Consider the following 12770-nt stretch of genomic DNA (forward strand, 5'->3'; position numbering starts at 1 on the left):
CATCGGGTGCTTTTGTTATATGAAACACTTATTAATGTCGATATGGTATACTAGGAGTAATATTTCTATTATTCTCATGTGCAGAATTATATGTCATTAAAAAGGAGTATCTACTTACATGGACAGTGATCTGACCTTAGATTTTATCATTATCATCGTATTAATCATTGCAAATGGTTTATTCTCCATGACGGAGTTAGCCATTGTAAATGCGAAAAAACGTAAACTTGAAGAGTTAGCAGAATCAGGCAATGAACGCGCGAAAACAGCCTTTGAATTATCAGAGAACCCAAATGAAATGTTCTCTACCATTCAAATCGGCATCACCCTCGTAGGTATTTTAACTGGTTTGTATTCTGGTGCCACCTTCTCTAGTCCATTAGAAGAAATTTTAGTATCAAATATTCCAAGCATCGAACCATACGCAGCCTCTGTGAGCTCCTTCATTATCGTTGCTATCATTACCTATTTATCCCTCGTTATCGGCGAACTTGTGCCTAAACGCTTGGCCTTAAATAGCCCTGAAAGCATTGCCGTTGTAGTAGCAAAACCAATTTACTGGCTATCTGTAGCGTTAAAACCAATCGTTAGCTTCCTCGGCGTTTCCACAGAATTCCTCTTAAAAATGCTAGGCGTTACTGTAAAAGAAGAAGCCCCTGTTACAGAATCTGAAATTAATAAAATGCTTACTGAAGGCGTTGCCATGGGTGCTTACGAAGAGGAAGAACCTATCCTCGTAGAAAATATCTTCCATCTCGCAGATATGAACGCAGGTGACATCATGACGCCTCGTACACAGCTCAAATGGATTGATCTTAATGGCACGGAAGACGAGATCATGGAGGTCCTCAAGAATGCCAACCATTACCGCATTCCTGTAGGTACCGATTCCTTGGATGAATTAAAGGGTCTCGTTACCGTATCCGATGTATTAGTTCAAATTATGCAACGTCCTAGTGAAAGTTCCATTCACGATATCATCAAAGCTTGTTTGAAAGAACCTGTTCTCGTTCCTGAATCCATTTCACTCATGAAATTATTGAACGTTCTACGTACAGAAGGCGTTCACGAAGCAATTATCCTCGACGAATATGGTGGTTTCACTGGCCTTGTCACCTTGCATGACATCATGGAGGAAATCGTAGGCCTTATGCCTTCCGGTGAGGAAGAAATCAAGGAAGAAGAAAACAAGATCATCGAACGCGATGGAGCATGGCTCGTAGATGGCCTTCTCAACGTAGATGAATTTAAAGAATTCTTTCACATCGATCAAGAATTGCCAGGCGAAGAAGACGACTTGTACAAAACTATGGGCGGTCTTTTAAACGTCCTCTTCGGTCGTATTCCAAAGGAACTCGACAAGGCAAAATGGAACGGCTATACCTTTGAAGTCATCGATATGGATCATACTCGTATCGATAAAATCCTTGTAACCTATGAAGAACCTATTGTAGAACAAGAAGAAGAAAAATAAAGTTCAAAAATAAATAGACAAAATCTAAAGAAGTGAGTTCTCTTACTATGAACTGTACCCCAAAAATTGGACATATTTTTGGGTACAGCTCAATCAATAGAGGACTCACTTTTTTTGCTACATTTTTGTATTCATAAAATAAGTAATACATATACTGGCAAAATATAGATTACTTTTAAAAATTATCGTTAAAATATATCATCAATTATATAAATTAATTATATAATTCTTTTATTTTCTGCATAAAGGCTAGAACTTTCAATATAAATATAGTATTATTAAATTGTATAAAATATATAATTAGTTTTTTCTATAAAATATATAATTAGAAATTAGAGTTTTCTAATATACATATAGAGTCCTATGATTACTACCTATGTGTAGTTCTGTGTCATAGGGCTTATATGCGATAGTCAAAGGAGAGATTCTATGAATCAACGAATCATAGCAACCATAGGAGCCCTATTAATAGGGACCGCCATCATAAGTGGTTGTGGATCAGAAAAGCCCCCTGAAGATACAAGTCTCAAGGTGCGTACCATCACTATAGGTGAAGAGTCTGGAACTACTGATGCTGGCTATGCAGGCACCATTCATAATAAAACAGAAACAAACTTAGCCTTTCAAATTGGAGGGCGTGTCATCAACAAATTTGTAAATGTTGGTGATGTAGTGCAAGCAGGCCAAGTGATTGCTCAAGTCAATGGTTCAGATACATCAGCTCAGGTGCAAAATGCTGAAGGTGCTGTAAAAGCTGCTCAATCGGCCTACGAATTGGCAGAAACCAATGCTAAACGATACCGCGAGCTTTATGCACAACAAGCGATTAGTAAATTGCAATTAGACCAAGCTGAAAACCAATTGAATGCCACATCTGCTCAATTACAACAAGCACAAGCAAACCTTAATTTGAGTAGTAATCAAAATAGCTATACTAATTTAACGGCTCCTGATACAGGTATTATTACAGCTTTCAATATTGAAGCAGGACAAGTCGTAGCAGCCGGTCAAAGCGTTGGTACCTTAGCAGCTGGTCACAATCCAGAAGCAGTCATTGCCCTTCCTGAACAAGAGTTGAGTAAAATTCATGTAGGAAGCCCTGCTACTATTACCTTCTGGGCCTTACCAGATGTAACAGTACAAGGCGTTGTACGTGAAATTTCACCAGTTCCTGACCCTGTAGCGAGAACGTATACCGTAAAAATCACCTTGCAAAATGCGCCTAAAGAGGTACAACTAGGTATGACGGTCAATGCTAATCTATCTACCACAGATAGTACCAATATTTCTATTCCGTTAACGGCTCTTGTAAAAGACTCTAACGGCAATAATGCGGTCTATATCATCCGCGATAAGAAGGCTCATCTTGTGCCTATCAAGACTGGTGAGTTCGGTAAGAACTCCGTCATCGTCACATCTGGTTTAGCTAAAGGTGACATTGTCATCACCGCAGGTACCCAACAATTACAAGAAGGGACGGCGGTTAGTCAATGAAACAATTTAACTTAGCCGAATGGGCTCTTAAACACAAGTCCATTATCTACTACTTCATGGCTGTGCTCCTCACCTTCGGTATCTTCTCATTCACCCATATGGGACGCATGGAAGATCCTGATTTTACGATGCGAACTATGGTGGTCGGTGTTGCTTGGCCGGGGGCTTCTCCACAAGAAATGTCGGATCAGGTAACGGACAAACTCGAAGAAAAACTACGCGACCTTCCTGGTGTAGATTATACAAAATCTTTCACAGATGGCAGCAAATCCGTTATTTATATCAATTTAAGAGAGGATTTGCCATCCGATAAAATTCGTCCCGCTTGGGAAGAAGCGCGGAATATGATCAACGACGAATGGAAATCATTGCCTGCAGGCGTTCAAGGACCGACCATCAACGACAGGTTCGACGACGTATATGGCATTATCTATGCCATCAGCGGTGATGAGTATTCGTACGAAGAAAAACGACAACAAGCAGAAGACCTAAAACGTCAGCTTTTATCTGTGCCTAATGTTAAGAAAATCAGCCTCATTGGAGTTCAACAGCAAACCCTCAATGTAACCATAAACAAGGATAAACTCGCATCCTATAAAGTCAGTACACAACAGCTGTTAACAGCGCTTAAACAGCAAAGTATGATGGTTCCAGCTGGTGTGATTACAACAGATACAAACAATGTATATCTCCGCGTCAACGGCCTATTCGATAGTCCTCAAGCGGTGCGAGATATGCCGATCCGCATCAATAATCAAACGTTGCGCCTCGGTGACATGGCTGATGTAACCATGACCTACCAAGACCCTAGCGATCCACAGTTCTATTACAAAGGTAAGCCAGCCATTGGCATCGCTATCTCCATGGATGCAGGGGGCAATAATATCGAATTCGGCGAAGCCATCGACAAAAAACTCGGGGAATTACAGAAAACGATTCCTGCCGGCCTCGAACTCAATCAAGTATCGAATCAACCGCATATCGTTAAGGAATCCATCGGCGATTTCTCTCAATCCTTATTTGAAGCCATCGCCATCGTATTGCTCGTAAGCTTTGCATCTCTCGGCTTACGAACCGGTATCGTTGTAGCCCTCACCATTCCAGTCGTTGTGTCTACAACGTTCATCTTGATGTATGAAAGCGGCATCTATCTACATAAGGTTAGCTTAGGTGCCTTAATCCTAGCTTTAGGCCTCCTCGTAGACGATGCCATCATCGTTGTAGAAATGATGAGCGTTAAGCTCGAAGAAGGATGGGGTCACTTTAAATCGGCTACCTTTGCTTACGAATCGACAGCATTCCCTATGCTATCTGGTACACTCATTACTTGTGCAGGCTTCTTGCCGTTAGCACTAGCACAAGGCATGGTAGCAGAGTTTACAAAATCCCTATCCATCGTTGTATTTATGGCACTTATTCTATCTTGGTTTGCCTCTGTTCTCGTCAGCCCTGTATTGGGTTATAAAATCATCGAAAACAAGGCTCCCAAGCCGGAATCGGAATGGACTAAACGAGACCGTATCATGCACAAGCTCAATGTGACCTTCTATGATAAGTTTGAAAAACTATTACATTGGGCTCTAGGACATCACAAGATAGTCCTACTGGCCACATTAGGAGCTTTCGTTTTATCCTTGCTTTCACTACCATTGATCAAACAGGAATTTTTCCCATCATCAACGCGTAATGAAATCATTATATCCATGCAATTTCCTCAAAGCTCATCTATCGAATATACTGCTAACCAAGCAAAACTCATCGATGAACATTTGAAAGACGACGAGCGCATTGCAACCTTCACCTCCTACATTGGACAAGGTTCTCCACGTTTCGTCCTCACCTTAGAGCCAGAATTGCAACGGAACAACTTCTTGCAATATGTAATTGTTACAAAATCCTTAGAGGATCGCGATAAACTCTATGCTGAATTGACTCCGTATTTAAACGAGCAATTCCCATCGGCCCTTGTAAATACGCAATTCTTACAAATCGGTCCACCATCCAAATTTCCAGTCATGCTTCGCGTTACTGGCCCTGATCAAAAGGTGGTAAAAGAAATTGCAAATCAAGTAAAAGCTAAAATGCAAGACGATAAAGACTTACAAAATATCGCCTTTGACTGGCCAGATACAGAACCTGTAGCCAATATTCACATCGATCCAAACAAGGCACGTTTACTCGGCATCGATAGCTATGCTGTATCCTTGCACTTGCAAAGTCTATTGTCTGGTACTAAATCTGGTGAATACTATGAAGGGAACCAAACCATTCCTATTACCTTCCGTTTAGGTGACAATGAGCAACATAACTTAAGTGCTCTTTCATCCTTGCCAATTCAAACAGGAAATGGCTCCTATGTACCACTTAGCCAAATTGCAACCATTACCATGACACAAGAGGATGGTATTATCTGGCATCGCAATATGATGCCAACCATTAGTGTGCATGCCAATGTAAAAGCAGGTGTATTGGGTAATGCGAAAACGAAAGAGGTTTACAAATCCTTACAAGACATTCGCGATTCCTTGCCTACAGGCTATTCTATTGACCTAGACGGCGCCGCTGAAAAGAGTGAAACAGCCGTTCAAAAGCTATTAACACCAATGCCAATTATGCTCTTTGTAATCATGACAATCCTCATGTTCCAATTAAAGCGTATCGCCCTCATGATAATGGCTCTACTCACTGCTCCATTGGGACTAATCGGTGTTGTATTAGCACTCAATATTACGAGAACGCCATTAGGCTTTATGGCTATTCTAGGGATTATCGCCCTCTCGGGTATGATCATCCGTAACTCCATTATCTTGTTAGACCAAATCGAAATTCACAAGGCAGAAGGACAAGAACCTCGTGAAGCGATTATCAACTCCGCTACACTTCGTTTCCGCCCTATCATGCTTACCGCTATCGCAGCGATTTTAGGCATGATTCCTCTCATGGGATCTGTATTCTGGAGCCCATTGGCCATCGCCTTTAGTGGCGGCTTACTAGTGGCGACGGTTCTAACACTCATCGTATTACCAGTCATGTATGCAAGCTGGTATAAGGTAAAATAAAAAAGCAGTAATTATTTCTGCTTTTTTATTATCTATAAGATATATAGATAAACCACAATACAAAAAACCCCCTATAAAAGTTTCTAATACTTTTTATAGGGGGTTTTTTAATAAATATCATATAAAAAAACAGCAGGGCTTTCCCCTGCTGTTTTTTTAGTCACAATAATACATTACGACTTACTTATTTCCCTTAGGATTATATTAATAATTATATCTGACTTAGTCTATTATTTATTAAACTACAACGGCTGTACCATTGCATGTAATCATAAGCATGCCATTTTGTGCACCTACTGTGCTGTATTGGAAGGATACACCAATAATAGCATTAGCACCCAATTTAGAAGCTCGTTGAGACATTTCGTCGAGAGCTGCTTTGCGCGCATTCATCAAAGAATCTTCATAGCTGCCACTACGACCACCAACGATATCGCGAATGCCAGACATGAAATCTTTCACAAAGTTACGGCCTTCTACGACTTCACCAAATACAATACCTTTGTACTCTTGTACAGGTTTGTTTTCAATATGCATAGTTGTAGTAATAATCATAATTGTATCCTTTCTAATTGATTACAATATATTTTAATTTATTATAACAAGACTTTTAGATAAAAACAAATATAGCTTTCACATAAAACAATTACATATTGTATCTCCAAAAATTACATACTATATATCAAAAATTTACATATTATACATCAAAAATTTACATATTATACATCAAAAAAAGACCTGTTCACTACTTTCATAATGAACAGGTCTAATTTTATATTTTTATCTATCAAAATCGCGGTCTAAGTTAACTTCTTTCAACGGCACAACTTTAGTTTTGTTGATGTATTTGTAACCAAGGTAAACTGCGAAGAAGATTGGTAAGCCAATGTAGGCAACGGATACGCCGTACCAGTCGATGGTATCACCTGTGAAAGCGGAGTAGTTTTGACCACAGATGATAATGACGCAAAGAATGAACGCCAAAATTGGGCCAACTGGGAATAACCACGCTTTGTATGGCAATTCACTAAGATCTCTGCCTTGTGCGATGAAAGCACGGCGGAAACGATAGTGAGACACGGCGATACCAACCCATGCGATGAAACCACATAAACCAGAGATATTAACAATCCATGTATAAGCTGTACCTTCACCGATAAAGCTTGTTAGGAACGCAAATAAACCGATTGCTGTCGTTAAGATTAACGCAGGCACTGGAACGCCACGTTTATTTAACTTAGCAAAAATTTGAGGTGCTTGACCTTCCTTAGCGAGTGCGTACAACATACGCGTAGAAGAGTACAGACCAGAGTTACCAGCACTCAATACAGCTGTTAAGATGATAGCATTGATAAAGCTAGCAGCAAAGGCAAAACCAAAGCGGTCAAATACGAGTGTAAATGGAGAAATAGATACGTTCTCTACACTAGAGTTCAACAAATTTGGATCTGTGTACGGAATCAAGAAACCGATAACCGTGAAAGCACCGATATAGAATAATAGAATACGCCAGAAGATTGTATTAATCGCTTTTGGCACATTCTTTTCAGGGTCTTCCGCTTCACCAGCGGCTACACCGATCAGTTCAGTACCTTGGAAGGAGAATCCTGCCACCATAAAGATAGCAAGAATAGATTCCCAGCCACCTACAAATGGAGCTTCACCTACAGTCCAGTTTGCAAATCCTGGAGATGTGCCACCAATGCCAAAGATGAGCATAAAGCCACAGAATAGGAATACAAATACGGTAATCACCTTGATGCTAGAGAACACATATTCACTTTCACCAAAGGAACGAGTAGATAAATAGTTCAAGCCGAATAAAATGAGCAAGAACAGAGCAGACCATACGATGGCAGGTACATCAGGGAACCAATATTTCATGATGAGCGCCCCTGCTAATACTTCAGCAGCCAAAGTAATAGCCCAATTAAACCAGTAATTCCAACCTAAGGCAAAACCAAAGGCAGGATCTACATAGCGTTTTGCGTAAGTCCCGAAGGAACCTGGAATTGGCAAGTATGTAGCCATTTCCCCAAGAGATGTCATGAGAAAATACACCATGATACCAATGAGGCCATAAGCTACAAGAGCACCACCAGGGCCAGCTGTACTTACCACTTCACCACCAGCAACGAATAAACCTGTACCGATAGCACCACCTAAAGCAATCATATTCATATGACGCGCTTTTAAGGACCGTTTTAGGTGTTGATCTTTGTTAGACGTAAACTCTACGTTACTATTATGATTTTCAGACATGGGTCACCTCTTACAAATCTAGATTACGCACGTATTTCGCGTTATCTTCAATAAATTTACGACGAGGCTCTACCTTATCACCCATGAGGACTGTAAAGATTTTGTCAGCTTCGATAGAATCTTCTAAGCTAACTTGTAAAATCGTACGATTATCAGGGTTCATTGTAGTTTCCCATAATTGTTCAGGATTCATTTCACCTAAACCTTTATAACGTTGAATTGTAGTACCATCGCGACCTACTTCATCAAGTTTAGCAGTCAACTCTGCATCAGAGTATACATACCAGTGAGATTTACCCTTCTTGATTTGATACAAAGGTGGTTGAGCAATATAGATATGACCTTCCTCTACCAATGGTTTCATATAGCGGTAGAAGAATGTTAATAACAATGTACGGATGTGAGCGCCGTCAACGTCCGCATCTGTCATTATAATAATCTTGTTATAACGGGATTTTGTAATATCGAATTCATCGCCAATACCTGTACCAAAAGCGGTAATCATGGAGCGAATTTCGTTATTAGCCAAAATCTTATCTAGACGTGCTTTTTCCACGTTGAGGATTTTACCACGCAATGGCAAAATCGCTTGGTAACGACGATCGCGACCTTGTTTTGCAGAACCACCTGCAGAATCACCTTCCACAAGATAAATTTCAGTCATAGATGTATCTTTTTCGGAGCAGTCCGCCAATTTACCAGGAAGGCTAGATACTTCCAACGCATTTTTACGGCGTGTTAAGTCGCGGGCTTTACGAGCAGCCTCACGAGCACGGCTCGCCATCGTTGCTTTTTCGATGATTTTCTTCGCATCTTGAGGATGTTCTTCGAAGAATGTTTTAAGACCTTCTGTAACGATAACGTCTGTAATACCTTTAACTTCGCTATTGCCAAGTTTAGTTTTTGTTTGGCCCTCAAATTGAGGTTCCAACACTTTTACAGATACGACAGCTGTCAAACCTTCACGTACGTCTTCACCGGAAAGATTAGACTCACTTTCCTTGATCAAACCAGATTTACGGCCATAATCATTGAGGGTACGAGTCAAGGCAGCACGGAAACCAGATAGATGTGTACCACCGTCAATCGTATTGATGTTATTTACGAAGGACAACAAGTTTTCGCTATAGCTATCGTTATATTGCAATGCTACATCTACCACAACATCGTCTTTTGTATTTTCAATGTTGATAACAGTTGGATTAATTGCTTCTTTATTTTCGTTCAAGAAGGTAATGAAAGAAACCAAACCACCTTCATAGTGGAAGCTTTCAACACGAGGTTCCTCTAAGCGCAAATCGCTCAATGTAATGCGAAGGCCTTTGTTAAGGAATGCCAATTCTTGTAAACGCATTTTCAATGTATCAAAGCTAAATACGGTAGTTTCAAAGATTTCTGCATCTGGCTTGAAAATAACTGTAGTACCAGTGCCTTCGGCCTTGCCAATTTCGTGCAACTCGGAAGTTTTATGACCACGAGCAAAGGAAATCTCTTGAACAATACCATTTTGAGATACTTGAACCTTAGTCCATTCACTCAATGCATTAACTACGGAAATACCTACGCCGTGAAGACCACCAGATACCTTGTAGCCGCCACCACCGAATTTACCACCGGCATGCAATTTCGTTAATACTAGCTCTACCGCAGACATACCAGATTCATGCATCCCTGTTGGGATACCACGACCATCATCGACAACGGTAACACTGTTATCTGGATTGATGGATACTTCGATATGTGTAGCATAACCAGCAAGCGCTTCGTCCACAGAGTTATCTACAACTTCGTATACGAGGTGATGCAAACCACGAGCAGACGTACTACCAATATACATCCCTGGGCGTTTACGCACCGCGTCTAGACCCTCAAGAACCTGAATATTCTGAGCGCCATAATTTTGTTCAGGCATGAAACAAACTCCTCCTAACAATCTATCATACTGCACTTGATTGAAATAAAGTAACAAAACATGTACAGGATTAAACTTTATCTCTTTATTATACTATAAAACTCATCAATCCGTCTCATTAAAGTCTTAATACTGATACCAGATCCATACACACAGTCATCTGTGACCACATATGTCTTGATTTGCTCCTCTGGCACCATGGCGATATATTCTAGCGTTTCATAGTGATGAATAGGACTTTTATGGGACTTTCCGCCCTTTGCGTGCACCATAGTAATGATAGATTCGATAGGCACGGAAACGGTATCCCCAATATGAACGTACATAAGAATCCCCCTCTACTTTTCTAATGTCCCATTAAGGGCATCAATTTTGCGCTGCTCCTCTTCAGCAAGGAACTTAGACCGATATTTATTACACAAATTAATAACGTGCTGATCCGTCAATTCATCAGGTTTTTTGTGGGTAATGAGCATGGCCACCATAAACATATGACGGCGATTGATAGATCCTTTATAAATCTTATCAAGGTAAAAGTATATGGATTCTCGCATCGCTTCTGCAAAGTCTGAAAAACTACACTGTATAAATTGCTGACAGTCGCTGTATTTAAAGTACGGATATTTTCTAATCACAGACTTAATGTCCTTAATATGTTTTCGATGCAATTCATATTCACAGGTTGGACAGATTTCCTTTTTAGATTTCATATGCATGCCACATCGTTTACAACGATGGTATCCATGCTGCTCTAAATAGATTTCTCTCTTACGAGCCGTAATCTGTACTTTCCGGAAAGCAGCTTTTAATGCTTCGTTATCCGTTTGTTTCAACGATGTATCGATAGCGTCTACGTCTTCTTTTGAAAGCACGATATCTGCAAAGTTAATACGTTTTGTAATAATTTGTTCATCAGGAATCGTAAGAGACGTATTAGTTTCTACTTTCACATAGCTCTGACGTTTCATGATGAAGCGAATATCGATGATTACCTCTTGGCGGTAATACTTGTTGATAGCCTCGATGATACGACGTTTTTGCATCTGTAATTCCTGCATCCACATGGAATTATCTGCACTGATAACCATATTTGGAGGCTTGATGGACACAATTTTTGTATGATCCGCGATAACATCACCTACTACATCACGCCACTTGTGAACAAGGGTATTTAATTTATATTGTTCCAGTAAATTCAGTTCTGCTAAGGCCTTTGGTAAACAAAGATCAAGGCTGTCCATACTGAACCTGTCCCCCTTCACAAGAAATAAATTGAACGGATTTCAAATCTTTAAAATCGTGAATATCTGTAGTGGTAATAAATGTTTGAATTCGTTTATGAATAAACTGCAATAAATTCGTTCGTCTCGACTCATCAAGTTCGCTCAATACATCATCCAAGAGAAGAACTGGATATTCTCCTACCTCTGACTTGATAAATTCAAGCTCACTCAACTTTAAGGACAATACAGCGGTTCGTTGCTGACCTTGGGATCCAAATTTCTTTAAATCCATAGCATCGGAAAAAAATCGTAAATCATCGCGATGAGGGCCAACGCTAGTACTCAATCGATGACGATCCTGCGGCAACGCTGCTTTAATGCGTTCGTAAAAGCCTTCCTTTGTATATTCCAATGCACCATTGTCCATATACGGCTGTTCATAACCAATGGTTAAATTCTCAAGGCCACCTGTCAATTTACGATTCATCAAATCAATGAGCAAATTAATTTTTTTTAAGCTTTCTAATCGTTTCTTTACGATAAAGCTCGCCATATCTGCTAGCTGCAAATCCCATTCTTCAAGAGGAATATTATTCTTTCCTCTATATTCTTTTAGAACTGCATTTCGTTGCTGTAACAACCGATTATACTGCATCAATTGATGATAGTAAATAGCGCTGGTCTGAGATATTTCCATATCGAGAAAACGCCTACGTCCAGACGGAGTTCCCTTGATGAGCTGTAAGTCTTCAGGACAGAAGATAACTGTATTTAATGTACCAATCAGTTCTTTTTGAGATATTTTTGTGTCGTTTAATCGAATATCCTTAGGACCTTGACGGAATAATTTAATATTTACCTTTTGAGGCGTATCCTTTTTCTCGAACTTTACCACAATGCCAGCTTCTTCAGCATTGAACATGAGCATATCTGACGTATCATTCGTACGATGGCTTTTACCAATCGTACCAACATAAATCGATTCGAGGATATTCGTCTTACCAGCCCCATTAGTGCCATATAGAACAATAATCTCAGGATTAAACTGTATCTGTACATCCTTATAATTACGAAACTGAAATAACTGCAGTGAGTCAATTCTCACCGATTATGCCTCCTCTTGTGTAATCACGAGGTCTACATCGAGACCTTCACAAGAAATCACATCACCAACGCGGCATTTCTTGCGTTTTTCCGTTACAACCTGACCATTCAAGGTAAGGATGCCTTCATCGATGAAAGATTTTATTTGACCACCTGTTTCAATGATGCCTTCTAACTTCAACAACTGATCAATTTGAATGTACTCCGTATGAATGGGTACCTGCTGTTGCTCTTTCATAACG

10 protein-coding genes are annotated in these 12770 nt (G+C 40.0%); 3 read left to right on the top strand and 7 right to left on the bottom strand.

Features of this window, described 5'->3' with window-relative positions:
- Positions 1–118: 118 nt before the first annotated feature.
- From KHY58_RS08690 to KHY58_RS08700, 3 genes are all read left to right on the top strand, one after another.
- Positions 119–1474 (top strand): hemolysin family protein, encoded by a 1356-nt coding sequence (locus tag KHY58_RS08690; RefSeq protein WP_004692934.1) that lies wholly within the window; start codon positions 119–121, stop codon positions 1472–1474.
- A gap of 429 nt (positions 1475–1903) precedes the next feature.
- Positions 1904–2968: an efflux RND transporter periplasmic adaptor subunit gene (locus KHY58_RS08695; protein WP_156697390.1), complete on the top strand. Its 1065-nt coding sequence runs from the start codon at positions 1904–1906 to the stop codon at positions 2966–2968.
- The gene (locus KHY58_RS08700) at positions 2965–6027 is read left to right on the top strand and encodes an efflux RND transporter permease subunit (RefSeq protein ID WP_278473080.1); all 3063 of its coding nucleotides are present in this window, start codon (positions 2965–2967) and stop codon (positions 6025–6027) included. The genes KHY58_RS08695 and KHY58_RS08700 overlap by 4 nt, the downstream gene beginning before the upstream one ends.
- Before the next feature lie 237 nt (positions 6028–6264).
- Here KHY58_RS08700 and KHY58_RS08705 read toward each other — a convergent pair whose 3' ends face one another.
- From KHY58_RS08705 to KHY58_RS08735, 7 genes are all read right to left on the bottom strand, one after another.
- Complete coding sequence (locus KHY58_RS08705; RefSeq protein ID WP_004692937.1) at positions 6265–6582, bottom strand: YbjQ family protein; 318 nt, start codon at positions 6580–6582, stop codon at positions 6265–6267.
- Positions 6583–6807: 225 nt separating this feature from the next.
- The gene (locus tag KHY58_RS08710) at positions 6808–8289 is read right to left on the bottom strand and encodes an amino acid permease (RefSeq protein ID WP_004698078.1); all 1482 of its coding nucleotides are present in this window, start codon (positions 8287–8289) and stop codon (positions 6808–6810) included.
- Positions 8290–8299: 10 nt separating this feature from the next.
- Positions 8300–10201, bottom strand: a complete 1902-nt coding sequence (gene gyrB, locus KHY58_RS08715; protein ID WP_004698069.1) for a DNA topoisomerase (ATP-hydrolyzing) subunit B — start codon at positions 10199–10201, stop codon at positions 8300–8302.
- Positions 10202–10278: 77 nt separating this feature from the next.
- Positions 10279–10527 (bottom strand): DUF370 domain-containing protein, encoded by a 249-nt coding sequence (locus KHY58_RS08720; RefSeq protein ID WP_105086251.1) that lies wholly within the window; start codon positions 10525–10527, stop codon positions 10279–10281.
- A 12-nt stretch (positions 10528–10539) separates the two neighbouring features.
- Positions 10540–11442: a DUF721 domain-containing protein gene (locus KHY58_RS08725; protein WP_278473087.1), complete on the bottom strand. Its 903-nt coding sequence runs from the start codon at positions 11440–11442 to the stop codon at positions 10540–10542.
- Positions 11429–12529 carry a DNA replication/repair protein RecF gene (recF, locus tag KHY58_RS08730; protein WP_156697386.1) on the bottom strand — a complete coding sequence of 367 codons (1101 nt, stop codon included), beginning with the start codon at positions 12527–12529 and terminating at the stop codon, positions 11429–11431. The genes KHY58_RS08725 and recF overlap by 14 nt, the downstream gene beginning before the upstream one ends.
- A gap of 3 nt (positions 12530–12532) precedes the next feature.
- Complete coding sequence (locus KHY58_RS08735) at positions 12533–12766, bottom strand: RNA-binding S4 domain-containing protein (RefSeq protein ID WP_004692943.1); 234 nt, start codon at positions 12764–12766, stop codon at positions 12533–12535.
- Positions 12767–12770 lie beyond the last annotated feature (4 nt).

This window comes from Veillonella parvula (assembly GCF_018366295.1).
GTDB lineage: Bacteria > Bacillota > Negativicutes > Veillonellales > Veillonellaceae > Veillonella > Veillonella parvula_P.

Excerpts from the sequence above, each read along its gene's own strand:
- KHY58_RS08700 (WP_278473080.1), top strand. The coding sequence starts at position 2,965 with ATGAAACAATTTAACTTAGCCGAATGGGCTCTTAAACACAAGTCCATT.
- KHY58_RS08720 (WP_105086251.1), bottom strand. The coding sequence starts at position 10,527 with ATGTACGTTCATATTGGGGATACCGTTTCCGTGCCTATCGAATCTATC.
- KHY58_RS08710 (WP_004698078.1), bottom strand. The coding sequence starts at position 8,289 with ATGTCTGAAAATCATAATAGTAACGTAGAGTTTACGTCTAACAAAGAT.
- KHY58_RS08690 (WP_004692934.1), top strand. The coding sequence starts at position 119 with ATGGACAGTGATCTGACCTTAGATTTTATCATTATCATCGTATTAATC.
- gyrB (WP_004698069.1), bottom strand. The coding sequence starts at position 10,201 with ATGCCTGAACAAAATTATGGCGCTCAGAATATTCAGGTTCTTGAGGGT.
- KHY58_RS08735 (WP_004692943.1), bottom strand. The coding sequence starts at position 12,766 with ATGAAAGAGCAACAGCAGGTACCCATTCATACGGAGTACATTCAAATT.
- KHY58_RS08725 (WP_278473087.1), bottom strand. The coding sequence starts at position 11,442 with ATGGACAGCCTTGATCTTTGTTTACCAAAGGCCTTAGCAGAACTGAAT.
- KHY58_RS08695 (WP_156697390.1), top strand. The coding sequence starts at position 1,904 with ATGAATCAACGAATCATAGCAACCATAGGAGCCCTATTAATAGGGACC.
- KHY58_RS08705 (WP_004692937.1), bottom strand. The coding sequence starts at position 6,582 with ATGATTATTACTACAACTATGCATATTGAAAACAAACCTGTACAAGAG.